The 25,909-nt window shown below is 62.8% G+C and carries 14 protein-coding genes and 2 riboswitches; of the genes, 6 read left to right on the top strand and 8 right to left on the bottom strand.

Annotated elements, in window-relative coordinates:
- Positions 1-23 precede the first annotated feature (23 nt).
- From HU773_RS14720 to cobW, 4 genes are read right to left on the bottom strand one after another with little or no spacing between them, the layout of a single operon-like run.
- On the bottom strand, positions 24-626 hold the full coding sequence (locus HU773_RS14720; RefSeq protein ID WP_186625422.1) for a vWA domain-containing protein: 603 nt from the start codon (positions 624-626) through the stop codon (positions 24-26).
- A gap of 53 nt (positions 627-679) precedes the next feature.
- A complete protein-coding gene (locus HU773_RS14725) occupies positions 680-1,678 on the bottom strand; it encodes a magnesium chelatase ATPase subunit I (RefSeq protein ID WP_115128301.1) in 999 nt (332 codons plus the stop codon).
- Positions 1,678-5,439, bottom strand: coding sequence for a cobaltochelatase subunit CobN (gene cobN / locus HU773_RS14730; protein ID WP_186625420.1), 3,762 nt, complete (start codon positions 5,437-5,439; stop codon positions 1,678-1,680). The genes HU773_RS14725 and cobN overlap by 1 nt, the downstream gene beginning before the upstream one ends.
- A 2-nt stretch (positions 5,440-5,441) precedes the next feature.
- Complete coding sequence (gene cobW, locus HU773_RS14735; RefSeq protein ID WP_057436756.1) at positions 5,442-6,503, bottom strand: cobalamin biosynthesis protein CobW; 1,062 nt, start codon at positions 6,501-6,503, stop codon at positions 5,442-5,444.
- Between the two features lie 93 nt (positions 6,504-6,596).
- A riboswitch (cobalamin riboswitch) is annotated at positions 6,597-6,796 on the bottom strand.
- An 88-nt stretch (positions 6,797-6,884) separates the two neighbouring features.
- Positions 6,885-7,091, top strand: a riboswitch (cobalamin riboswitch).
- Positions 7,092-7,187: 96 nt separating this feature from the next.
- Here cobW and HU773_RS14740 point away from each other — a divergent pair.
- The 4 genes from HU773_RS14740 (at position 7,188) to cobM (ending at position 9,326) form a co-directional block, all read left to right on the top strand.
- Positions 7,188-7,376 (top strand): CbtB domain-containing protein, encoded by a 189-nt coding sequence (locus tag HU773_RS14740; protein WP_057436758.1) that lies wholly within the window; start codon positions 7,188-7,190, stop codon positions 7,374-7,376.
- An 11-nt stretch (positions 7,377-7,387) separates the two neighbouring features.
- Positions 7,388-8,089, top strand: a complete 702-nt coding sequence (locus tag HU773_RS14745; protein WP_169989672.1) for a CbtA family protein — start codon at positions 7,388-7,390, stop codon at positions 8,087-8,089.
- Positions 8,086-8,499 (top strand): cobalamin biosynthesis protein, encoded by a 414-nt coding sequence (locus tag HU773_RS14750; protein ID WP_057959412.1) that lies wholly within the window; start codon positions 8,086-8,088, stop codon positions 8,497-8,499. Before HU773_RS14745 ends, HU773_RS14750 begins: the two co-directional genes overlap by 4 nt.
- Before the next feature lie 80 nt (positions 8,500-8,579).
- Positions 8,580-9,326 carry a precorrin-4 C(11)-methyltransferase gene (gene cobM, locus HU773_RS14755; protein WP_057436764.1) on the top strand — a complete coding sequence of 249 codons (747 nt, stop codon included), beginning with the start codon at positions 8,580-8,582 and terminating at the stop codon, positions 9,324-9,326.
- Between the two features lie 1,079 nt (positions 9,327-10,405).
- On the opposite strand, the gene nfuA is transcribed toward cobM, so the two are convergent.
- Entirely contained in the window at positions 10,406-10,990 is a 585-nt protein-coding gene (nfuA, locus tag HU773_RS14760) for a Fe-S biogenesis protein NfuA (RefSeq protein ID WP_057436766.1), read from the bottom strand.
- An 86-nt stretch (positions 10,991-11,076) separates the two neighbouring features.
- Positions 11,077-13,368, bottom strand: coding sequence for a fatty acid cis/trans isomerase (locus HU773_RS14765; protein WP_186625142.1), 2,292 nt, complete (start codon positions 13,366-13,368; stop codon positions 11,077-11,079).
- Between the two features lie 165 nt (positions 13,369-13,533).
- Between HU773_RS14765 and metH the strand changes: the two genes are divergently transcribed.
- Positions 13,534-17,244 carry a methionine synthase gene (gene metH / locus HU773_RS14770; RefSeq protein WP_057959409.1) on the top strand — a complete coding sequence of 1,237 codons (3,711 nt, stop codon included), beginning with the start codon at positions 13,534-13,536 and terminating at the stop codon, positions 17,242-17,244.
- A 50-nt stretch (positions 17,245-17,294) separates the two neighbouring features.
- Here the strand turns inward: metH and HU773_RS14775 are convergent, their stop codons facing one another.
- Positions 17,295-24,407 (bottom strand): NEL-type E3 ubiquitin ligase domain-containing protein, encoded by a 7,113-nt coding sequence (locus HU773_RS14775; RefSeq protein ID WP_186625143.1) that lies wholly within the window; start codon positions 24,405-24,407, stop codon positions 17,295-17,297.
- A 136-nt stretch (positions 24,408-24,543) separates the two neighbouring features.
- Here HU773_RS14775 and HU773_RS14780 point away from each other — a divergent pair, with 136 nt between their 5' ends.
- The gene (locus HU773_RS14780) at positions 24,544-24,759 is read left to right on the top strand and encodes a DUF2970 domain-containing protein (protein ID WP_057959407.1); all 216 of its coding nucleotides are present in this window, start codon (positions 24,544-24,546) and stop codon (positions 24,757-24,759) included.
- Between the two features lie 6 nt (positions 24,760-24,765).
- Here the strand turns inward: HU773_RS14780 and HU773_RS14785 are convergent, their stop codons facing one another.
- Positions 24,766-25,845: an ABC transporter substrate-binding protein gene (locus tag HU773_RS14785; RefSeq protein WP_186625144.1), complete on the bottom strand. Its 1,080-nt coding sequence runs from the start codon at positions 25,843-25,845 to the stop codon at positions 24,766-24,768.
- Positions 25,846-25,909: the final 64 nt, after the last annotated feature.

A 25,909-nucleotide genomic window follows, 5' to 3' on the forward strand; every position in this document is an offset into this window, starting at 1 on the left:
TCGCAATAGCGATAGCAGCAGCGCTACAGGCTATCAATATGCCGATAATCCACCTGCAACCCGGCGGCCAGCTCCCGCGCCCGCCCCAGCCGGATCGGCCCACGTTCGATATCCACCAGCAAGCCTTGGCACTCCAGCAATGGCAACGCGCCAATGTTTTTCAATCGGCCATCGGTAATCACCAGCAACCGCTGCTGTTCAGCCGGATAGCGCTTGCGCCGCGCCGCCAGCCAATGCCCGGCCTCGGTCAACGCCGCCAGGAGCGGCGTCCCTCCGCCGGCGCCCAGGCCATCCAGCCAACGCCCCAGGCCCTTGGCCGCTTTCAAGCCTTGTACCTGCCAGCTCGGCACTTGCCCGCTGGCGGTCAACAACGCCAGTCGCGCCCGCTGCCGATAGGCGTCGTCGAACACCTGCGCGAGCAAGCCCTTGGCATCGCTAAGCGCCTGATGCCGCCGAGTGGACGCCGAGGCATCGACAATCACCAGCCACAGCTCATGGGAGGCACGGCTGCGGTTGCAGTACACCAGGTCTTTACGCGATTGTGGTCGCCCGCCCAACAAGGTGCCCGGCCAATTGACCATCCCCTCGGCGCCGTTGCGCGCCCGCCCTTGCCTGCCTTGATCCAGTCGACCCGCCTTGGGCCGGGCATCCGCCCCCGCGTCAGGTCGGGGGCGAATGCCTAGGGCTTTTTTGGCCAGGTGGGTATTTCACGGCGGGCACCCGTTACTTGTGTAGACGGAGGCATTTCACCCCACTGTCCCTGGCCGCTGCTGGGGTCAGTGGGTTTGGGCGCCGGCGCATTTTCCGGCGGGTGGGCGGCAGATGAATGCTCCTGGCGACGATGGCGCAGGGCAAATTCGGCAACGGCCTCTATATCTTCTTCAGCGATGGCCGCAGCCCCACGCCACGCCGCATGGGCCCGCGCCCCGCGCAACCACACCAGATCGGCGCGCAGGCCATCCACACCAGCGGCAAAGCAGCGCTCGGTAATCTGCGCCAGGGCCTGGTCATCCAGGGCGATGCTTTCCAGGCGTGCACGGGCCTGGGTGCAACGCGCACGCAGCGCCGCTTGCTGGTCAGCCCACTGCGCGCAGAACGCCCCAGGGTCGCTATCGAAATCCAGGCGCCGACGGATGATCTGCCCGCGCTCGGTCGGCAAAGTCTGCCCGCTCAATGCCACGTTGAAACCGAACCGATCCAGCAACTGCGGACGCAATTCACCCTCTTCCGGGTTCATCGTGCCGATCAGCACAAAACGCGCCGAGTGCCGGTGGGATATACCGTCGCGTTCGATCAGGTTGGTGCCACTGGCGGCTACATCCAATAGCAGGTCCACCAGATGATCAGGCAGTAGATTGACCTCATCCACATACAGTACCCCGCCATCGGCCTTGGCCAGCACCCCAGGGGAAAACTGCGCACGGCCTTCGCTCAGCGCCGCATCCAGGTCCAGAGTGCCGACCAAACGCTCTTCGGTGGCGCCCAACGGCAAGGTGACGAATTGCCCGCTGGCCAACAGGTCCGCCAGGCCGCGAGCCAGGGTGGACTTGGCCATGCCGCGCGGGCCTTCGATCAGCACGCCACCGATCTTCGGGTCGATGGCGGTCAGGCACAGGGCAAGCTTCAGGTCGTCGGCACCGACCACTGCCGACAGTGGGAAATGGGGGATGTCAGTCATCAACTGTCTTCTTCTATGTCCAGCAACAGGTTTTCCAATGCCTCGCGGTACGCCCCCGGTGCCTGCCACATACCGCGCTGCTGGGCTTCCAGCATGCGCTCGGTCATGTCGCGCAAGGCCGCGGGGTTGTGCTGTTGCACAAACGCCCGGGTGTCGGGGTCGAGCAGGTAAGCATCGGCCAGCAATGCATATTGGTGGTCATCGATCAGCGCCGTGGTCGCGTCGAAGGCGAACAGATTGTCCACCGTCGCCGCCATCTCGAACGCGCCTTTATAGCCGTGGCGCTTGACCCCTTCGATCCACTTGGGGTTGGCGGCGCGGGAACGGATCACCCGGTTCAGCTCTTCCTTCAGCGTGCGGATTTTCGGCAAGTCCGGCTGGCTATGATCGCCATGGTAGCTGGCGGCCTTGGCGCCACTGAGGGTTTCCACGGCGGCGAGCATACCGCCCTGGAATTGGTAATAGTCATTGGAGTCGAGCAAGTCGTGCTCGTGGTTATCCTGGTTCTGCAGCACGGCCTGCACCTGGCTCAGGCGCTGGGCGAACTGTTCACGGGCGGCGGTGCCTTCATCCGCACCGCCATAGGCGTAGCCCCCCCAATTCAGGTAGACCTCGGCCAGGTCTTCGCGGCTTTGCCACAGGCGACCGTCAATCGCGCCCTGCACACCCGCGCCATAGGCCCCAGGCTTGGCGCCGAAAATGCGCCAGCCGGCCTGCTTGGCCGCAGCCTCTTCATCCAGGCCCGACTTGCGCAGCGCCTCGCGCTCGCTGCGCACCTTGGCCGCCAGGGGGTTCAGGTCGTCCGGCTCATCCAGCGCCGCGACCGCCTGCACCGCAGCATCGAACAGGCGGATCAGGTTGGCGAACGCATCGCGGAAGAACCCCGACACCCGCAGCGTGACGTCAACTCGCGGGCGGTCGAGCAAGCTGATGGGCAATATCTCAAAATCATCGACACGCTGGCTGCCCGTGGCCCACACCGGTCGCACGCCCATCAGTGCCATGGCCTGGGCGATATCGTCACCGCCGGTGCGCATGGTCGCGGTGCCCCACACGGAAAGCCCCAACTGACGCAGATGGTCACCATGGTCCTGCAGGTGCCGCTCAAGCATCAGGTTTGCGGATTGGAAACCGATACGCCAGGCAGTCGTGGTAGGCAGGTTACGCACGTCGACGGTGAAGAAATTGCGCCCGGTCGGCAGCACATCCAGGCGCCCACGACTCGGCGCACCACTGGGGCCCGCCGGCACGAAACGACCGCTCAACGCCTCCAGCAAGCCATGCATTTCGGCCGGGCCACAGGCATCCAGGCGCGGTGCGACGACGATGCGCAGGCTTTCGATCACCGATTTCACCTCCTCCCAGCCCGGCTCCTCAAGCTGTTCGAGCGGGCCTTCCAGCGCCTGTTCGATCAACCGCGCCGCATACAACTCCAGGCGCTCGCGAGTATCGCCAGCGGTACGCCACAACTGCCCGTCGATCTTCTGCAGCACCTCGGGGCGGCGCCCGGTCCAGGGTTCGGCCAGCGCGCAGTCCAGCGGGTCAAAGCCCAGCTCAAAGGCCTTGGCCAATACCCGCAGCAGGCTTGATTGCGGACCCCGCCCATCGCCACGCGGAATGCGCAGCAGGGCCAGCAAGGTGTCGATACGCAGGCGGCCTTCGGGCGACTCGCCAAAGATATGCAGGCCGTCGCGGATCTGCGACTCCTTCAGATCGCACAGGTAGGTGTCCAGGCGCGGCAGCCAGACGGCAGCGTCAGCCTCGTTATCCAGTTCCAGCTCTTGATCGATGCGGGTTTCGCGCACCAGCTTGAGGATGTCCTTTTGCAGCTCCAGAGCGCGTCGCGGATCGAGCAACTGCGCCTCGTAATACTCATCCGCCAACAATTCCAGACTGCGCAATGGGCCATAGGTTTCGGCGCGGGTCAGCGGCGGCATCAAATGGTCGATGATCACCGCCTGGGTCCGGCGCTTGGCCTGGGCACCCTCGCCCGGATCATTGACGATAAACGGATAGATGTTCGGCAGCGGTCCCAGCAATGCATCTGGCCAGCAGTTCTCGGACAGCCCGACGCCTTTACCCGGCAGCCATTCCAGGTTGCCGTGCTTGCCGACGTGGATCACGCCATGGGCGCCGTAGGTGTGGCGCAGCCAGAAATAGAACGCCAGGTAAGCGTGGGGCGGCACCAGGTCCGGGTCGTGGTACACCGCGCTGGCATCCACCTGGTAGCCCCGCGCCGGCTGGATGCCGACAAAGGTCAGGCCCAGGCGCAGGCCGGCGATCATCATGCGCCCGTCGCGGCACATCGGATCGTTATGAGGCGTGCCCCAGCGTTCCAGCACGGCCTGGCGGTTGGCCTCGGGCAAGCGATTGAACATCGCCTGGTATTCGTCCAGGCCCAGGCTTTGATGGCAGGGGCGCAGGTCGAGGCTGTCCAGGTCGTTGGTGACACCGCCGAGCAGGTCATGGATCAGCGCAGTGCCGCTGGCCGGCAATGCATCCGGCAGCGGATAACCCTCGGCCTGCAGGGCCCGCAGGATATTCAAGGCCGCGGCCGGGGTGTCCAGGCCCACGCCATTACCGATGCGCCCATCACGGGTCGGGTAGTTGGCGAGGATCAGCGCAATGCGCTTGTCGGCATGCGGCACCCGTGCCAGCTCGACCCAGCGCCGCGCCAGTTCGGCGACAAAGTCCATGCGTTCGGGGGCCGCGCGGTAGCACACCACGTCCGATTGGCTGCGCTCGCTGCGCCAGGCCAGGTCCTTGAAGCTGATCGGGCGGCTGATGATGCGCCCGTCCAGCTCCGGCAAAGCAATGTGCATCGCCAGATCACGCGGGCCGAGGCCCTGCTCGCTGGCTTCCCAGCCGGGCTGGTTGTCCTGGGCGCAGATCGCCTGGATCACCGGGATATTGCGGCGAAACGGCCGCAGATGGGGCGCTTCGGGGCTGGATTGGGCAAAGCCGGTGGTGTTCAGAATCACCGCCGCCCCGACCTCATCCAGCAAATCCTCGACCACTGTCAGGCAGCCGGGCTCTTTCAGGCTGGCCACCGCCATCGGCAGCGGGTTAAGGCCCGCTGCCTGCAAGCGTTGGCAGAACACATCAATAAAACCGGTATTGGCCGCCTGCAAGTGCGAGCGGTAGAACAGCACCGCTGCCACCGGCCAATCGGTGTTCCAGTCCGCCTGCCAGTCATTGAGGCGGGCATTGGCGGCGCGCGGGTGATAGATCGCGGTGCGCGGCAGAGTTTGCGGCTCGGCCCACGGGTAATCGCGGCCCAGGAAGCTACTGGCCAGGCAACGATAGAAATCCAGCGCATTCCCCAGCCCGCCCTGGCGCAGAAAGTGCCACAGGCGGTCACGCTCCACCGCACCCACGGTGCTCAGGCCGCTGAGTTCGGGATCGGGGCGATCATCCCCCGGCACCAGGATCAACTGCACGCCCTGCTCGGCCAGCTCCACCAGGCGTTGGATGCCGTAGCGCCAATAGCCGATGCCGCCGTGCAGGGATATCAGGATGACCTTGGCGTGGCGCAGCACCTCATCCACATACAGGTCCACCGAGGCGTGGTTCTGCACCTGCATCGGGTTGGCCAGGCGCAGGCTCGGGTAGTCGTCGGGCAGTTGCTGGGCGGCTTCGGCCAGCAACGCCAGGCTGGAATCGCCGCTGCACAGGATCACCAGCTCGGCGGGGGTTTGTCCCAGGTCGGCGATGTTGTCATCGGAGACGAAGCCACCGGGCTGGGTCCTGAGCAGGTGCATGGTTAAACGCTGAGCGCGGCGCGCAATTGCGCTTCAAGGCCCGCCGCATCCAGGTCCTGACCGATCAGCACCAACCGTGTGATGCGCGCTTCGTCAGCGCCCCAGGCCCGGTCGAAGTGCTTGTCGAAGCGCGTGCCCACGCCTTGGATCAACAGGCGCATCGGCTTGTTGGGGATCGCGGCGAAGCCTTTGACCCGCAGGATGCCGTGCTGCACCACCAATTGCGTCAGGGCGTCCAGCAGCAGCGCTTCATCAGCCTGTGGCAGGTCGATGGAGATGGAGTCAAACGCATCGTGATCGTGGTCATCTTCACCTTCGTGGTGATGATCGTGATGGCTATGGCGCCCGTCGATATGCTCCTCGGAGCCGGCACCCAGGCCAATCAGCACATCCAGAGGCAGGCGGCCGCTGCTGGCTTCGACGATTTTCACTGCTGGCGGCAGTTCTTCGGCGACTTCCAGGCGTACACGGGCCAGGTCTTCAGGGCTGATCAGGTCGGTTTTGTTGAGGATCACCAGGTCGGCGCTGGCCAGTTGGTCGGCGAACAACTCGTGCAGTGGCGATTCGTGGTCCAGGTTCGGGTCCAGTTTGCGCTGGGCGTCGACCTGGTCCGGGAACGCGGCAAAGGTGCCAGCGGCCACGGCCGGGCTGTCGACCACGGTGATCACTGCGTCAACCGTGCAGGCGCTGCGGATTTCCGGCCACTGGAAGGCCTGCACCAGGGGTTTGGGCAGCGCCAGGCCAGAGGTTTCGATGAGGATATGGTCGAGGTCGCCACGACGGGCCACCAGCTCGCGCATCACCGGGAAGAACTCTTCCTGTACGGTGCAGCACAGGCAGCCGTTGGCCAGTTCATACACGCGCCCGCTGGCTTCTTCTTCGGTGCAACCGATGGAGCACTGCTTGAGGATCTCGCCGTCGATACCCAGTTCGCCGAATTCGTTGACGATCACAGCAATGCGCCGACCCTGGGCGTTGTCCAGCATGTGCCGCAGCAAGGTGGTTTTGCCCGAGCCGAGAAAGCCGGTGACGATAGTGACGGGGAGTTTGGCCAGTGTTTTCATCGGATGCCCTTTGGGGCGGGCATACGGGACGACTGGCCCTGCAGCGGCGTGCAGGTGCTGGATTCGTCACCGGATCACCCCGCCCGGTTGAAATGGAAAATCGGTTGCGAGGCAGGTCTCCTGGCTTGGGGCTTGCCGGCCTTGCGGCTGGCGCTGGCTGCGCCTTCCCGCCGTATTGGCAGTGGCGTGGCAGTCAGATAAACCCTTTACAGTTGCGGGGGCAGCCGCGGCTTGGACCGCGTTCCCTTCTTAGCTTCGACCGCAGCCGAAGAACCTCGAAGGTGCAAGGCTACGCAGTGCTTGAGGGACGGTCAATTCAAAACCATGCGAAGAGCCGCGGTGCCCAGCTACAGATTGACGGCCATCCCGCGCCCATGCTCTCCTACACATCTTGTTTCGGGTGCCCTTTACAGGGTGAAACGGGAAACCGGTCAATCATGCATGCATGACCAATCCGGTGCTGCCCCCGCAACGGTAAGCGAGCGAAGCGTCACAGCCACTGTGCTTCTGGCATGGGAAGGCGATGCTTTCAGGACTCAGGAGAGCCCCCTCGCAAGCCCGGAGACCGGCCCGAAAAATCAAATAACAAACCCGCGGTGGGCGGGCGCTGTTCAGAACCCTGCGTGCCCGGCTCGCGGGGTTTTCATGCGCTCGTGTCACCCTGCCACTCGAAAGGGACGTGCCATGTCGATCATCAGCAGCACCTCACACACCGCCAGCCGCTCCGCCACCTTGAGCCAACGCCTGACCGCCGCTATCGGCGCGTCGATCCTCGGTGCGTGCCTGGTGTATTTCGCCGGGTTCTCCCATATCGAGGCCGTGCACAACGCCGCCCACGATACGCGCCACAGCGCCGCCTTCCCGTGCCATTGAGACCTGCAACCATGATCAAGCGAATTGCGCAAACCGCAGGTTTCACCGGCCTGTTGGCCGCCCTGCTGCTGACCCTGCTGCAAAGTTTCTGGGTGGCTCCGCTGATTCAGCAGGCGGAAACCTACGAAAACGCCCCGGCCACGACCGAAGTGCATGAGCATGCGCCTGGTGCTGCGGCCCACAGCCACGACGCCGAGGCCTGGGAACCGGAAGACGGCTGGCAGCGCGTGCTGTCCACCACTGGCGGTAACCTGGTGGTCGCCGTAGGTTTTGCGCTGATGCTCGCCGGCCTGTACACCCTGCGCGCCCCGACCCGCACCGCCCAGGGCCTGCTCTGGGGCCTGGCCGGTTACGCCACCTTTGTGCTGGCACCGACCCTCGGCCTGCCACCGGAACTGCCCGGCACCGCTGCGGCGGACCTGGCGCAACGGCAGATCTGGTGGATCGGCGCGGCAGCCTCCACCGCCGCCGGTATCGCGCTGATTGTGTTTGGTCGCAACTGGCTGCTGAAGATCCTCGGCGTGGCGATCCTGGCGGTGCCCCATGTGATTGGCGCGCCACAGCCCGAAGTGCACTCGATGCTCGCCCCGCAGGCCCTGGAAGCGCAGTTCAAGATCGCGTCGCAGCTGACCAATGTTGCGTTCTGGCTGGCCCTGGGCCTGATCAGCGCCTGGTTGTTCCGACGCAATCGCGACGACCAGCACTCGGCATGACAGCAGCCACCACCGCGCCGACCCTGGTGGTCGGCCTGGGTTGTCAGCGTGGCTGCAGCGTCGCGGCGCTATTGGCGCTGTTCAATGAAGCCTTGGCTGGCGCGGGAATCGACCCTCGGCACATCAGCGCACTGGCGAGTATCGACCGTAAACAGGATGAGCCAGGGTTACTGGCCCTGGCCGAACACTTGAGGTTGCCACTGCAGTTTTTCAGTGCCGAACAGCTGGCGATCCACGAAGCGCAATTGAGCCACCGCTCTGCTGTCGCGTTTGCCCATACCGGCTGCCACGGCATCGCCGAAAGCGCCGCCCTGGCCCTGGCCGAGCACTTGGCCCAGCGCCCTGCCCGCCTGTTGATCAACCGCCAGAAAAGCCCGCAAGCCACCTTTGCATTGGCGTGCGCGGGCTGAATTCCCGATAATCCGCCTCCTTGATCATGAGCGGTCTTCATCTGCAGCCCGCCTCGCCGGCTTTTTCACAGGAATCCTCCATGACCGTCTACTTCATCGGCGCAGGCCCCGGCGACCCGGAACTGATCACCGTCAAAGGCCAGCGGCTGATCCGCAGTTGCCCGGTAATTATCTACGCCGGCTCCCTGGTGCCGGCCGCCGTGCTTGAAGGCCATCAGGCCGAAACCCTGGTCAACAGCGCCGAACTGCACCTGGAGCAGATCATTGAGTTGATCAAGCATGCCCATGAACAGGGCCAGGACGTGGCGCGGGTGCATTCTGGCGATCCGAGCCTGTATGGCGCGATTGGCGAGCAAATCCGCCATTTGCGCGCACTGGGAATTCCCTTCCAGATCATTCCCGGCGTCACCGCCGTGGCCGCCTGTGCCGCGTTGCTGGAGGCGGAGCTGACCTTACCGGATATCGCCCAAAGCGTGATCCTGACCCGCTATGCCGATAAAACCACGATGCCTGCGGGGGAGTCCTTCGACAGCCTGGCCAGCCACGGCACTACCATGGCCGTGCATCTGGGGGTCAATCACCTGGAGAAAATCGTCGCCGAGCTGCTGCCGCATTACGGTGCAGATTGCCCGATTGCCGTGGTACACCGGGCGACCTGGCCGGATCAGGATTGGGCGATTGGCACCTTGGCGGATATTGTCGGTAAGGTGGCAGCCAAGGGGTTCAGGCGCACCGCGCTGATTGTGGTGGGTCGAGTGCTGGCCAGTGACAGCTTCAGCGAATCCTCGCTGTATCGCGCAGGGCACGCCCACCTCTACCGACCCTGACACTGTGGGGGCTGGCTTGCCTGCGATTGCGGTTTAACCGGCTGTAGAGAAGTCGCCTGACCCTCCGCTATCGCGGCATGAGTCTCTACATAGTTCTCTTCTGGGGGGTGTGTACATATCCGTTGCTGCGGTTACGGCGGCTATTGGTTCCGCTCTTACAGCGGGTCACTTTTGGAAAAGAGCCCGGAGTGCCGGCCCAGCCAAAAGTAACCAAAAGGGCTCTTGCCCCACCACTCGGTGCCTCGCCTAGGCTCGGCATGCCCGCAGTCAGGCATTGCTCCGTGGGCCCGCCGCGATCGGCCATCCATGGCCGTGTCGCGGCTAACCCGGCATCCATGCCGGGGTGCCCACTGCGCAATACCTGCCTGCGGCCAGCGTGGTTTAACGGGGCGCCTAAGATCAAAAACCAGATCAAAAGCAGAGCAACATCGACAGCAATGCCAAAGCCGGGGCGCGAAGCTGCATTCCCCTGTGGGAGCTGGCTTGCCTGCGATGGCGGTGTATCAGTCGATAAATGTATTGGCTGAGACACCGCCATCGCAGGCAAGCCAGCTCCCACAGAGGTACGCGCACGCCTCGACGATCAGGTCGGCTGTCAGGCCGCCTCGCTTTGCTTTTGATCTGAGGCGCCCCGTTAAACCACGCTGGCCGTCATCCGATATTGATTTGGGGGGGTAAACCGGCAGGACGCCGGTTTAGCCGCGCTGGGCCATGGATGGCCCATCGCGGCGGCCCCCCAAATCAATGTCGGATGACGGGCACACCGAGCCTAGGCGAGGTGCCGAGTGGTGGGGCAAGAGCCCTTTTGGTTACTTTTGGCTGGGCCGGCACTCCGGGCTCTTTTCCAAAAGTGACCCGCTGTAAGAGCGGAACCAATAGCCGCCATGACCGCAGCAACGGATATGTTCACAAACCCAACAAGCACTGGATAAAAGAGATGTATAGATACCTACGGCTATCGCATGCAAGCCAGCTCAAAAAGCTCATCTTATTTGTTAGACAAATCGTGTAACTTGCTAACTTTAAAGCATAAAAAAACGGCGCTCACGGACGCCGTTTTTTTGTTTGCAGCGAACACCTTAATAGTAGGCGTTTTCTTTCTGCGTATGGTCAGTCACGTCACGGACGCCCTTGAGCTCGGGAATCCGCTCCAGCAACGTACGCTCAATACCTTCACGCAAGGTCACGTCAGCCTGCCCACAGCCCTGGCAGCCGCCACCGAACTTGAGCACGGCGATACCGTCATCCACCACGTCGATCAGGCTGACCTGGCCGCCATGGCTGGCCAGGCCCGGATTGATCTCGGTCTGCAGGTAGTAGTTGATACGCTCGTTGATCGGGCTATCGGCATTGACGTTCGGCACCTTGGCGTTGGGCGCCTTGATGGTCAGTTGGCCACCCATGCGGTCAGTGGCGTAGTCGACCACGGCATCGTCAAGGAAGGCTTCGCTGAAGGCGTCGATATACGCGGTGAAGCTCTTGAGCCCCAGGGCGGTGTCTTCAGGCTTTTCTTCGCCCGGCTTGCAGTAGGCAATGCACGTCTCGGCGTACTGGGTGCCAGGCTGGGTGATAAAGACGCGGATGCCGATACCCGGGGTGTTCTGCTTGGACAGCAGATCAGCCAGGTAATCGTGGGCGGCGTCGGTAATGGTTATGGCAGTCATGGGAACTCCTCACAGGCTTGCCGGCAGTTTACGCCAATCGCCGCGACGGTACAAAGTCCTAGTATTTTTGTCAGGCAAATCCACACCTACAGGTTCTCGTAGCGATTCATATCCAGCACACCCTCTTCCACCGGAGTGGTTTCGCGGATGTATTGCGATAAATCGTGGAAGTACTCCCAGAACTGCGGGTGGCTGCGGCGAATGCCCCAGCGTTCGACAATCCGTTCAAAGCGCTTAGCGTCCCTGGCCAGCTCCATGTCCTCGACAAACTCGGGCACATCCTCGGCCGGCACATTGAAGATGAAGTTGGGGTAGCTGCTGAGCACGCCCGGATAGATCGTCAGGGTATCCAGGCCCGGTTGATAGCGATAAGCCTCGCCGAGCATAAAGGCCACGTTGCTGTGGGCGCGGTTGCGCAGCAGGCTGTAGACCTCGCGTTTGCCGCTCGGAGTCTGGATGCGCAGCAAGGTGGCTTCCGGCAACTGCTCGATCACCTTGAGCCCGGCCGCCGGCCTTGAGGTCAGGCGGCTGAGGGTTTGTTCGACGTCGCGCAGTTGCGGGTCGATACCCAGACGTGAGCAGTAGGCACTGATGCAACGGTTGATCGGGTCCGGGCTGGCGTTCAAGTCGGCATACCGGGCCAGCAACTGGTTGGCAAAGTCCCGTTTCGGGTCCTGCGGGTCCAGCTTCAGGCCGCTGGGCTTGTCATTGTCGATGGCTTCATAGTCCAGCCACAGCTTGACCTTGCCGCTGTTCTGGTACCAGTCGTCGAGCAAGCCATCGCGCGAATCCGCCGGCATCAGGCGCAGGAAGTTCTGCTCGGCGCCATTGCGGATCAGGTCGAAATACAAACGGGTCTGGGCCTGGTGCGAGACATTGCCGAACACGTCGAAATTCACCGCCAACTGATAATAGGTGCGCTCCAGCAGCGGGTAGTCGAACAGCCACATCGTCTGTGGGACTTCGCCAATCAGGCCCTTGTTCACCGAAGCGCTGTCGAAGTGGCGGAAGATGCTCAGCAACGCGTTGTCATTGCCCTGCCACAGGCTCGACCAGCCCGGCGCCGGCAAATCAGCGTAGTTGTCGCGGCGCAGTACCTCGTATTCATTGCGTTTGTCACGGTAGGCCAGCCACAGGCTCAACACACTGCCCACGTCATCGTTCTGCCCCGGCATCGCCAGCAGCGGCGTGGCCTGGCCGCGATAGCGGGCATCGGTGATGTACAGGTCATGGTCCGGGTCCTGGAACAGGGTCCAGAAGTTGTCGCGGATTACGTCCGTGGCAATCTGCCCACGGCACACCGGCCCACGAATAAACGTGCGCACGAAGTATTCGGCGTTATCCAGCATGAACTGGTAGCGCGCCTTGACCGGGATCGCCTCGAACGTTTCAAACGGGTTGGCCCGACGGCCAGGGCCGTAGCCCGGCAGCGCCGTGGCTTGCCAGTCGCCACTGTAGAACAGCGACTTGACCCGCTCCATCTTCGCCGCGCTGAAGGGGTAGGTAATGTGGGTCTTGTGCACGATCACCCCTTGCACCGGCCACAGGCGGTAGTACACGCGGGTGCCAGGGTCGTCATTCGGACGACGGGTGTTGATCAGGTCGATGGGCTGGCCGCTGGGCGTACGCGAGCGGACCCACTGGAAAAAATGCCCCGGCTCACCGCCCTCGAAATAGATATGAGCGAGGAACAGATGCTCGAACAACCAGCGCGCCACCAGGCTTTCCCGGGCGCCGGGCTGGTTCAGCAGGTTTTCCCATTGCTGTACCTGCAAGGCTTCCTGGGCACTCGGCGCCAGGCCCTGCTCATCAATAGGCGCACCGGACGCCAGCCAACGCTGCAGGGTCTGGTATTGCTGATCGGTCAGGCCGGTGACGGCCAACGGCATGCCTTCCTTGGGGTGCGCGCCGGCGTAGGCGTCGAACTCCCCCGGCAATGGGCACATATTCTCGCGGTTCAGGCCCAGCACAATCTCTTCGGGCAGCTTGGCATTGGGCGCCAATGGGGTTTTATGACCCAGTTCCAGCATGCGCGCCATCAGCGCCGCCTGGGTGCCCTGGGCATCTAGCACCGAGGCAAAACCGTGGCGCTGCCAGGCGGCCTTGCCAAAGGCGTCATAAAACAGCCGGGTCGGCTGCGACGCCTGGCTGCGCTCGCCGTCATACACCGGCAGCTTGCTCGCGCCGCGTGCCGCACCTTCGCCACTGCCCAGGTTGAGCTGGCAGGCGGAGTCGTAGCAGGCATGGCAGGCCACGCATTTCTCGGTGAAGATCGGTTGAATATCGCGGGTATAGGAAAGCGCCGGGGCGGGTCCGTTGGCCTGCGCGAGGCAGGCGACCAGCGCCAAGGCGGCGCCGGTGATGAGGCGAAGTTGCATGTATCCGGTCCCGAGTCGATGCGAGCGCTGAAAAATTGCCGCGATTCTACCGATGTCGAGGCGCCCTCAACATGAGCGATATTCATGCAAAACCCAGGCATGCTCTAAAAGCGCACAGGTTTGCTATGATCCACGCCCTCCGTAATGCCTGATTAGAGTAGTCCCATGTCCGATCGTAGCACTCGCCTGCAAGCCCTCCACCAAGCCCTCAAGGAACGCATCCTGATCCTCGATGGCGGCATGGGCACGATGATCCAGAGCTACAAGCTGGAGGAAGAGGACTACCGTGGCAAACGCTTCGCCGACTGGCCCAGCGACGTCAAGGGTAACAACGACCTGTTGATCCTGAGCCGCCCGGACGTGATCGGCGGGATCGAGAAAGCGTACCTGGATGCCGGTGCCGACATCCTCGAGACCAACACCTTCAACGCCACCCAAGTGTCCCAGGCCGACTACGGCATGGAGGCGCTGGCCTACGAGCTGAACCTGGAAGGCGCACGCCTGGCCCGCCGGGTCGCCGACGCCAAGACCCTGGAAACCCCGGACAAACCGCGCTTTGTCGCGGGCGTGCTGGGCCCGACCAGCCGCACCTGCTCGCTGTCGCCCGACGTGAACAACCCCGGCTACCGCAACGTCACCTTCGATGAACTGGTGGAGAACTACACCGAGGCCACCAAAGGCCTGATCGAAGGCGGCGCGGACATGATCCTCATCGAAACCATCTTCGACACCCTCAACGCCAAGGCTGCGATCTTTGCCGTGCAAGGCGTGTACGAAGAACTGGGTGTGGAACTGCCGATCATGATTTCCGGGACCATCACCGACGCCTCCGGCCGCACGCTGTCGGGCCAGACCACCGAGGCGTTCTGGAACTCCATCAGCCACGCCAAGCCGATTTCCGTGGGCTTGAACTGCGCCCTGGGCGCCAGCGAGTTGCGGCCGTACCTGGAAGAACTGTCGAACAAGGCCGACACCTACGTGTCCGCCCACCCCAACGCCGGCCTGCCCAACGAGTTCGGCGAGTACGACGAGCTACCAGCGCAAACCGCCAAGGTCATCGAAGAATTCGCCCAGAGCGGCTTCCTCAATATCGTCGGCGGTTGCTGCGGCACCACGCCGGGCCATATCGAGGCCATCGCCAAGGCCGTGGCCGGCTACGCGCCGCGCCAGATCCCGGACATTCCCAAGGCCTGCCGCCTGTCGGGCCTGGAGCCTTTCACCATTGATCGCCAGTCGTTGTTCGTCAACGTCGGCGAACGTACGAACATCACCGGTTCCGCCAAATTCGCCCGGCTGATCCGCGAGGACAACTACACCGAAGCCCTGGAAGTCGCCCTGCAGCAGGTGGAAGCCGGCGCCCAGGTGATCGACATCAACATGGACGAGGGCATGCTCGATTCGAAGAAGGCCATGGTGACCTTCCTCAATCTGATTGCCGGCGAGCCGGACATCTCCCGTGTACCGATCATGATCGACTCCTCCAAGTGGGAAGTGATCGAAGCCGGCCTCAAATGCATCCAGGGCAAGGGCATCGTCAACTCCATCAGCATGAAGGAAGGTGTCGAGCAGTTCATTCATCACGCCAAACTGTGCAAGCGCTACGGCGCGGCGGTGGTGGTGATGGCGTTCGATGAAGCCGGCCAGGCCGACACCGAGGCGCGCAAGAAAGAGATCTGCAAGCGCTCCTACGACATTCTGGTCAATGAAGTGGGCTTCCCGCCGCAAGACATCATCTTCGACCCGAACATCTTCGCCGTGGCCACCGGTATCGAAGAGCACAACAACTATGCCGTCGACTTTATCAACGCCTGTGCCTATATCCGCGATGAACTGCCGTATGCGCTGACCTCCGGTGGCGTGTCCAACGTGTCGTTCTCGTTCCGCGGCAACAACCCGGTGCGTGAGGCGATCCACTCAGTGTTCTTGCTGTATGCGATCCGCAACGGCCTGACCATGGGTATCGTCAACGCCGGCCAACTGGAGATCTACGACCAGATCCCGGCCGAGCTGCGCGACGCCGTGGAAGACGTGGTCCTCAACCGCACCCCGGAAGGCACCGACGCCCTCCTCGCCATCGCCGACAAGTACAAGGGCGACGGCAGCGTCAAGGAAGCCGAGACCGAGGAATGGCGTGGCTGGGAAGTCAACAAGCGCCTGGAGCATGCGCTGGTCAAGGGCATCACCACCCATATCGTTGAAGACACCGAGGAATCCCGGCAGTCGTTCGCGCGCCCGATCGAGGTGATCGAAGGCCCGTTGATGTCCGGCATGAACATCGTCGGCGACCTGTTTGGCGCCGGTAAAATGTTCCTGCCCCAGGTGGTGAAATCGGCACGGGTAATGAAGCAAGCCGTGGCCCACTTGATCCCCTTCATCGAGCTGGAAAAAGGCGACAAGCCGGAAGCCAAGGGCAAGATCCTCATGGCTACGGTCAAGGGTGACGTACACGACATCGGCAAGAACATTGTCGGCGTGGTGCTCGGTTGCAACGGCTACGACATTGTCGACCTGGGCGTGATGGTCCCGGCCGAGAAAATCCTGCAGGTGGCCAAGGAGCAGAAGTGCGACATCATCGGCCTGTCCGGGCTGATCACACCGTCCCTGGATGAAATGGTGCACGTGGCCCGCGAGATGCAGCGCCAGGACTTCCACCTGCCGCTGATGATCGGTGGCGCCACCACCTCCAAGGCGCACACGGCGGTGAAGATCGAGCCCAAGTACAGCAACGATGCGGTGATCTACGTGACCGACGCCTCACGCGCGGTGGGCGTGGCCACCCAGTTGCTGTCCAAGGAGCTGAAGGCCGGGTTTGTCGAGAAGACCCGCCTGGAATACATCGACGTGCGTGAGCGCACCTCTAACCGCAGCGCCCGCACCGAGCGCCTGAGCTACGCGGCGGCCATCGCCAAGAAGCCGCAGTTCGACTGGAGCACCTACACCCCGGTCAAACCGACGTTTACCGGGGCCAAGGTGCTGGACAATATCGACCTCAAGGTGCTGGCCGAGTACATCGACTGGACGCCGTTCTTTATCTCCTGGGACCTGGCCGGCAAGTTTCCGCGCATCCTCACCGATGAGGTGGTGGGTGAAGCGGCCACCGCGCTGTACGCCGACGCCCAGGAAATGCTCAACAAGCTGATCGACGAAAAACTCATCAGCGCCCGCGCCGTGTTCGGTTTCTGGCCGACCAACCAGGTGCAGGAGGATGACCTGGAAGTCTACGGCGACGACGGCCAGCCGATTGCCAAACTGCATCACCTGCGCCAGCAGATCATCAAGACCGACGGCAAGCCGAACTTCTCCCTGGCCGACTTTGTTGCGCCCAAGGACAGCGGCGTAACCGACTACATCGGTGGTTTTATCACCACCGCCGGCATCGGCGCCGAGGAAGTGGCCAAGGCTTACCAGGATGCGGGCGACGACTACAACTCGATCATGGTCAAGGCCCTGGCCGACCGCCTGGCCGAAGCCTGCGCCGAATGGCTGCACCAGCAAGTGCGTAAAGACTACTGGGGCTATGCCAAGGATGAAGAACTGGACAACGAGGCGCTGATCAAGGAGCAGTACAGCGGTATCCGCCCTGCCCCCGGCTACCCGGCGTGCCCGGATCACACCGAGAAGGCCCAGTTGTTCCAACTGCTCGACCCCGAGGCCCACGAGATGCATGCGGGCCGCAGCGGCGTGTTCCTCACCGAGCACTACGCGATGTTCCCGGCCGCAGCGGTCAGCGGCTGGTACTTCGCCCATCCACAGGCGCAGTACTTTGCTGTAGGCAAGATCGACAAGGACCAGGTGACCAGCTACACCGCACGTAAAGACCAGGATCTGGCCGTGACCGAACGCTGGCTGGCGCCGAACCTGGGTTACGACAACTAGGGGCGATTGCCAGGCACTCTGTTCGGGTGCCTGGCACACCGCTGGCAGCCTTATAGCTTCAGCTCGGCCCGTTCCTGCCGGGTCAGGCGGATCGCCAGCGCCCTGCGCTGCTCCTTGATCCAGGCACCCAATGCCGCGTATTCACGCAAGTAGTCGGCACCGCTCTCGGGGTAGCGCTCATCCAGGCGATCGGTCTGGTGTTCCAGCTCGCGCGCCAGGGTCGCAAAATCCGTGGCGTACTTTTTCTTCAGGTAATTGCGCCAATACTCAAGGCCCACCAGCTTTTCTTCAAAGCCCGGCGTGCTCTCGCCCTCCAGGACAGTGGCGTATGCCCGGTCGAGGTCGGCCTGGGTCACTTCCGATAACTCGCTATACAGCATGCCAGAGGGCTGCCGGGGCAGGTCCAGGCGCTCGGCAAGGCCAATGCGCAGGGCTAAACGAATTTCCGCCGGGTCAATATCCTCATGGGCCTTGATGATGTCCTCGGCGATGCCTTCAACCGCCTCCAGGCGAAGCATGCCACGGGCGAACTTCAACAGGGCGGCGCCATCCTGACCAGCCTCGGCCAATCTCAACGCAGCGAACTCCTGAACGCGGGTTTCAAACGCGTTGAACATCAGGATTCTGCCATCCCCACAGGTCACCTCGGGCATCAACGCCGTCGCCCGGGCGAACACGTCCCGACGCATGGCCGGGTTGCCGCCAATGGCCTCCAACACCGCCCATACGCGCTGGGTCAGATCGCCTGGCGCCTCAAGGAAGTCCTCGGTATTGCGCAGTTGCGACAGGGTGAAGAAGAAATCGTGGCTCCCCGGCTGTGCGTTGAGGTCGTCCCAGATCCGGTGCCTTGGCGAATCGGGCAGGACATCAGCAAACCAGCGCGCCTTCTGGATTTGCGGCGTTTCGATATCCGGATGATCCAGCGAGTAGTCAGGGGAGTCAAAAGCCCCCCGCTCATCGCGCTCCCGGTATCCCTGGATCATTTCCTCAAGCTGCTCGGCGGAAAACCCCAAGCCATTGCCGGTCTGCGCCAGATACCCCTGCAAACGCTCACAGCTTTCCTGCTCAAGGCGGTTTCCCGAGAGGTCAGTCCCCGACATCAAGGCGCGGTGTTGCGGCTCAAAGGCTGTATCTGGCAGGGTCTCGATCCAGTTGTCGTGCAGGTCCAGGGTGCGCAGGCGCCCAAGCTCAAGCACTGTCATGGGCCACTCGTCCAACAGGTTGGTATGCAGGTACAACGTTTCGAGCCTGGACAGGCCACCGAGGTCCAATTCGCTCAACACATTCTCGCCCAGGTTCAGCCATTCCAGCGCCTGCAGGCGCACCAGGTGCCCCTGAAGCTGGGAGGCGTTTTGTAGTTCATTTCTGCTGAGGTCCAAGCGTCTCAACCCGTGAAACTCTGCGAGGGCATCGGGCAAGGCTCGCAGGCCGTTGTCACTGAGGGTCAACGTACGCACGTGGCTGAAGGCCCGCAGGAACTCGTTGGAACCCTGGGCCGTGAGCCTGACGCGACTCAGGTTCAGTTCGGTGACGTGAGCGAAATACTTGGGCAACTTCGGCAGGTCGCCCAACAGCAGGCCGGACAAATCCAGCAGGCTGGCGCTATTCACTTCAGGCAGGCCGGGCGTGGCACGTAGGGTGTGACGCCAGCTTTCCAGCACACGGTCCGCTGCGCGACGACGATCCAATACACTGACCCAACCGCCATCAAGGTAGCCATGGACATCTATCCATTCATTGAGCAGTTGCACCCACTGGCTGTACTGCCCTTCCCACTCATCGAGGCGTGCCTGGATCTGCCCGGAGTCGAGGCCGCTGGCTTGCAGCTCGGCTAGCCGTGCCACCGCCTGCAACTCGTCCAGCGCCGGGACCAGGCGTTGTATGCGGGCTGCGGGAGCCAGTGCAGCCGAGGCAAGTGCCGTGGGGAGTGCCACGAGCAAGTCGGGGCGGCGCAAGACATTCTCGGGAAAATACTCAGGCTCCCCCCCGGTCAGGCCTTGGGCAAGCAACTCACGGGGTATGCCCAACGGGTTTTCCAGGGCAACGGATGGGTGTTCAATCGCGTAGCGTCGCGCAAACGTCCGCGCATCGGTACGCGCCGTCACGCTGAGGCGACAACCGCGCAGATGGGTGTTGGAAAGCAAACTATCATGCCCGCTCAGCGCCGCTTCGGGGATTGCCGTTACGGCGCTGTGGCTCAGATCCAGGCATTGCAACGACGACAACTCAAGCACACCCTGGGGCCATTCGCTGATTGCGCTGTGACTCAGGTCCAACGTACGCAAGTCGTGGAAGCCGCTGACATCCAGGCGGCTGATCGGGTTGTACTGCAGGCGCAATGATAAAAGGCCGGTCAACCTGCTCAAACGCGCCTGGATCGCCGGGTTGATCACCAGCCAATTGTGAGACAGGTCGAGGTGGCGCAGGGACGAATGGGTAAGCAGTACCGCAGGCGGCTCGGTCAGGTTGTTGCGGGCCAGCCTCAATGTTTCGACCTGGGGAAACTGGTCGAGCCAGGCATTGATGCCTTCAAGGGAAACGCCGATATCCTCCAGGATCAAGCTGCGCACATGGGCAAACCCGTTGGCCGGCACCCGCGGTAAATCAATCAGGTTGGCGCCTGACAGGTCCAACACCGCCGCCCCGGCAGGAAGTGGCTCAGCCTCTGCTACCAGGCGTTGCTCCAGGCCTTCGCGCCAGCAATCCAGGAGTTTTTCAGAGGCTAGCTGACGATCCACCTCGACCCGGCCAGTGCTTGAATCGCGATCCGACCATTGCTCCAGCTCATCGACCAATCTACGGTATTGCGCCTGCACCGCGTTGACACTCTCCAGACGTTGGCGGGCCGTCAGCCCCTGCGTTCTGAAGCTGAGCAACACCCTTTCGGCGAATGTCGGGTCCGCGCGTCGCAAGCGAGCCAAGGCCCCTTCGCAGTAGGCCTGCACCAGTCGCTGCTCATCGACCAGATGGGCCGGATTGTCATGCAGGTACTCAAAAACCCGCATGAAGTCTTCAGGCTCATACGCCGCCCAATTCATTTGCAACCCGCGCCACAACCGTTGATGCCCGACCAGCATCTCGGCCGGCACCGAACGCAACTGGGTCTGGGCAAGGTCGAGAAACTCCAGGTGCTCAAGTGCCAGGAGCCCTTGGGGCCAGGTTTCCAGGGTTCCGGACACGGTTAGGCGGCGCAACGCCGTCAGGCCTTGGATATCCAGGGTTTCCAGGTTGCCGGCCAGGGACAATCGTTCAAGCGCAGTCATGCGATTGAGCGCCAGCAGCACTTCAGGCGAATAGGTCAGCAATGGCCCGGTGAGCGACAGCCGGGTGATGCCGGGCACGCTCGCCAGCCGTTCAGCCACCTGGCCAAGATTGTTGGGGCGCACGTAGAGCTCCAGATACTGCACATTGGGAAATGACCGAAATAAATCGCTGGCTTGTTGGGCGAGCAATCTGGCCCCTGACAGGTGCAGGGATCGCACATGGGAAAAGTCGGCCTCCATCTGCGGTAGCGCGTGCTCCCCGCGCAGATTCAGGGTGGCATGGGCGCTGCGGTCTCGGTCATAGCCCTGGCGCCAGCATTCGATGACGTCCTCTACCGAACGCAAGCGCTGCGCATCTGCCCCCGCCCATTGCTCAAGGGTGTTGCGCAACCCCAACAACTCTCGCTGGCGATTGGCGAACAACCGCCAGATTTGCGGGTTGCTTTCACCGTCACGTCGGCGCGCCCAGATCAGCTCTTGCGCCTGGGTGTCGCTGATATTTGGATACGCCGTGCGAACCTGGGCGATCAGAGAGTCATCCGCTGCAAAAGGCCCGCCGCGCCCCGATAACTCATATCCCAGGCGCCCGCTGGGCAGGCGCAGCGCCGGCCGGGACCTGGGCCTGCGCAACTTTAAGATGTCATCGGCCATAACGTCGCGGTGGCGCCTGGCGTAGGCTGCCAACACCGGCTGCAAGTCCGCCCCATGAGGGGTCAGCGCCAGCGCTTGACGCGCCGCTTCGGGCAAGGCATCGACGATCGACGGGAATAGATTACGGCCCTGGGCCGGTGCGCTATTGAGCGGCTTGCCGGCTTGATCCTGGGCCTGGAAACGATTGCCGCGTTTGATCAGGTAGCGACGCGTGGCGGCGTGCGCCTCGCCAATGCTGTCGACCAAGGGCCCTTGAATGCTGTCTACACGCATCTCCAGGCGCAAGCCTGAAGGCCATCCGGGCAGGCGCTCCAGGGTATGCAAGGCGAGCCGGTCGCTGTCGGCGTTGGCGAGTCGGTCGCGGTGCAGGCCACTGATCGCTCGGCTCAAGCGCCCCTGGTGCAGGCTGCTGCGGGCCTGGTGATCCAGACGCTCGCTCAGCCGCGCGCTGTCTTGCAAGCGCCGCAGTTCCTGGGGGCTGGCGCTATTCAGGAGTTCCTCCCGGGCCCGCGCAGACAGCGAGGGAAACCGGCGTTGCAATGGCCCCCGGTCAACCGCCGGGTCACCCTTGGCAGATAACCGAGCGTCGAACAGCGCTGACTGGCGGTGCAGGGCATGATCGGCCAGGCGCTCGTTGAACACCTGCTCCCTGGGCCGCCCCCTCCAACTGGACGCACTGCCCAGCAGGCCGGTGATTTCCTGTTCGCTCAGGCCATTCAACAGCACCTGAGCGAGCTTGCCGTGCTGTAAATCGGCCCGGCTGATTTTCAGGGTCGGCAACTCATCATCTGCCAAGGCATGGCTGCCATAGCGAATGGAGCGCCCCGCCGGTTCCCAACGCCCGCCTTCCCACTCATCGATCAGCGGCGCGCCAGGCTGCTCGCCGCGCTGCGGCGTGCCCAGCAGACGCCTGGCCTCCTCCTCGCCCAGCCCCGTCTGGCCCTGCGCGCGCGCCACGAAGGCTACCTCCTCAAACACTTCCAATACCCGCCCTGGCGGCCAGCCGTCCAACTCAACCGTGAGGGGCAAGGCGTATTCGTGGCGGCTGTCCAGGCCGGCTCCACGGCGTAGCCGCCCGATCAGGTCGTCGACCTCCTGATCGACCCGGAATCGCTCCAGGGTGTCAGCCAGTCCTGCCGGCACCGGCAGGCCATCCATATGCACTTGGCGCAGCAGGTCGTCATCGACACCACTCACATCGCCGATCAGCCCCAAAGTCTCATCAGAGAACCCGTCGGTGATATGCCCCAGGCGCCGCAGCAGCGTCGGGCGGTCCCACGCCAAGGGCTGCTCATGACTATGGCGCCAGGCCCCCGCCCGGTTGTGCTCAAGGATCGGCTGATAGGCCATGGGGTCTTGCGGGTGTTTGATGCGCCATTTGTTGATCTGCGGATCGAAGGTTTTCTCGTAGAACGCGTTATCCATATGGATGTGGAGCTGCCCATCGACCTCATACTGCCCCAAGGCGTTGGGCTGGCGGCCTGACGCAAGGGTGAGGTGCTTCTTGTAGGGCGCCAGGTCGGGCCGCCATAAGCGCTTCCGGCCGTCCGGCAGCGTTACCGGCACCAGGCCTTCGATCACCGGCTCGGGCCTGAGTTGGCGCAGCGCCGAACCACCCGCCGCCATCAAGCCGATCAAGGCGAGGTTCTGCGCCAGGTCGATCAAGTGCGCACGGGCCGCCTGGCGGTCGCCCGCACTCCACTCCTGGGTTGCCTCAATCGCCCCCGTCAACAATTGCTCGACCATCACGGCCAGCATGAGCTCCCCCAACACGGGCACGAAGCCTGCCACAGCACCCAGGGCAAACATCTCGATATTGAGCACCATGGCCAGTTTCTGTTTACGCACCCGGGCATCGACCTGCGCGGTGGGCACGGCGCGGCTGGCCGCGTCGGCGATGCACTTGTGCCGATGTTGCTCATACAGGTAGGTCCACAGATCGACTTTATGGCTGCCGAACGCCTGGCCTTTGAACGCCATGGCCTTGGGCGCCAAAAACGGATCCGGGTTCGGCACCTGGGGGGCCAAAGGCAGCGGCGGGAAATTCTTCAGCCTCAAAGGCGTCAGCTTGCTGACCAGCTCATACAGTTGCCCGATGCCGGGGAAATTCGAGCCGATTTTTTCGCGCAAGGTGGCATCGGGCGCATCCTGGGTGAATTGCCTGAAGTAATAAGGGTGGTCGGCGGCCTCGACGAACTGACTGAAAAAGGCCTGATACGCGGTTGGCCGCTCGACCCGGGTGGTGGCCGCGCCAGGCGTGGTGAAGCGGCGCTGCAAAGTCCCCAGCAACTGTGCGTGATCTTTATAGCGCTTGAGGGGGTGATACGGGTCCTGGGGCACATAGAGGATCGGCGAATCCAGATGCTCATCGTCAAAGGCCAGAAACAACACACACCCCGTCATGCGTAATTTCATCAGGCCAAGGTCGCAGATCCACACCGGTTGCCCATCCATCTGCGGCGCGCGCTCGCCGTTGATCACCGACAGGATCATGGTGTAGTCGTCCTCGGTAATGTCCTGGCATAAGCGTGCCAGCTCGGCCGCAGCCCTCATTGCCGCCTTTTGACTGGCAATGAATTGCTGGCGCAGGGTGGTTTCGACCGAGGCAAAGAAATCGCTGATATAGGCCTGGTACTTTCCGCCCAGATCCAGGCTGCGGCACAGCTGCACAAACTCATGGACCTTGAGCCTGCCCAAGCGCACGGGCAGCAACGGCTCGTCAGGTGAGGAACCGGAAGACGACACGTGCCAGCGGAAACCGGACGAGGGGTGAAAGGCCCCCTCCTCGCATTCGGATTCCTCGAAGTTATGCAGCGCAGCCTGCAGTAGTTCCAGTTTCAAGAAGTCGTAGGTCCGCGCCGCTATCTTGAAGTCACTGACCAGCAGGGATTTTCTGAGGCTCAACCAGGTGTCGACGTGGGGGGCCAGTGTGACGTCATATTGCTCTTTAAGCGCATTGACCAACAGCGGCCTGGCAAACGCGTCGATCCCCTGCAAGGCAGACAGGGTCTTGTCCACCGCCGTCTGCGTGGAAAAGCTTGCGGTAAAACAGGCATGCAACTGCTGGCGTTGCTCGGGGGTGGCGCGCCAATAGGCCGGCGGCAGTGACGTATCGGCGTGTTTGAGCGCCGCCCGTCGTGGGGCAGTGCTCTCGATCAGCCATTGCGGGGTGACACCGATCAACAATTGTCGATGGATACTGGGGGTTGGCGGCGCAAGGCGCACGGGCGTTACGGGAGAGTCGGGCATGATGCAGCTCCAGGAAAAGGAGCTCCAGCACATCACGCAGGTCAGGCGCGACAGCGGTAACTACGTCTACCTATTCCCCCGGCCTTGGCTATCCTGTTGGGAGACATCATGTCACCCAGACCTCGCAGGAGGACTCATGGACGCACCGGACGATAAACCACCGACCTTCTGGCAGATGCTTCACAGCGTGATGGCTGCCGCTTTTGGCGTGCAGAGCGGCAAAAACCGCGCGCGGGACTTCACCCATGGCAAGCCCAGCCATTTTGTAGTGCTGGGGATCCTGTTTACCGCCGTGTTTGCCCTGACTCTCTTTGCCATCGTCAAGCTGGTGCTGCACCTGGCCGGGGTCTAGTCGCGCTTACTTCCACAGCATCTTCAAGCTGAAGGGGTACTGGTAGGCCGCCGGCTTGCCCTGAGCCGACAGTGCGCGAAAATTCACCCCGTCGCCCTCGTGGTTACGCAGGTCCAGCAGGCGCTGGGCCTGTGGCCTGTCAATCAACTGAAATAACCTCACCTGACGCTCGCGCCCGCCATGGCGTTGAATGTCCACCCCACTGGCGTCGTCATGCAGCAGCACCATGGCCCAGCCACCGAGCGTAAAATGCCCGGCCACCAGCGCACTGATCTGCCCTTGCAGGCGCGCCTGCAACACCTCTGGGGAACTGTTGATCGCGCTGAACAACACCTCCTTGCCGGGCGTGCGCCCGCTGCCATTCAAGGCCTGCATGGCGCCGAAGGCCATTTCATCATTGGCCGACCAGACCAGCGTCGCCTGCGGGTAGCGCTTGAACATCAGGGTTGCTTGCTCGAAGGCGCGCTGGCGGCTCCATTCGCCATAAACCAACTGGCGCAGATGCACTTGCGGGTGTTCGCCCAAGGCCCGCCGCAGGCCCTGCTCACGGGCCTGGGAAGTGGGGGTATTCTTGGCGCCGGAAAATGCCAGCAATTGGAGGGTTTCGCCCGCCGGAACCGGGCCGTGCTGACGCAGCAGCTCCTTGAGCATCAGGTAGCCGCCCTCCTCGTCGTTGGCGGTGATGCTGCCGATCCAGTTGGGGTATTTGCCGGCATCCAGCAACTGCACCTGGTCCGGGGTCAGGGCATTGTTGACGATCAGCAACTTGACCGGGCTGCCCTGGGCCATCCGCAAAATCTGCGGGGCGATGTACTGCTCATTGACCACCACAAGGTAATCCGGGTAACTGGGGCCTTGCAGTGCTTCGCGGGCTTGTTGCAAGGTGTTCTGCCCGTTGCGCTCCGAATAGCGCACACGCAAATCCAGGCCGAGGTCCTTGGCTGCGGCCTGCATGAATTGCGAATAGCTGACCCAGAAGGTTTCAGTGGACAGGCCGGGGTTGAGAAACACCACCGATGTGGCATGAGCGATCGTCCCGAACGTCAGCCCCACCCACCACAAGCACCCACAGAGAACCTTCAACATTACTGCCCGCACCCTGGAAATTGACCGATCATAATAATGGCAATGAGCCTTTTGATCTTGGCTA

Source organism: Pseudomonas shahriarae (genome assembly GCF_014268455.2).
Taxonomy (GTDB): Bacteria; Pseudomonadota; Gammaproteobacteria; order Pseudomonadales; family Pseudomonadaceae; genus Aquipseudomonas; species Aquipseudomonas shahriarae.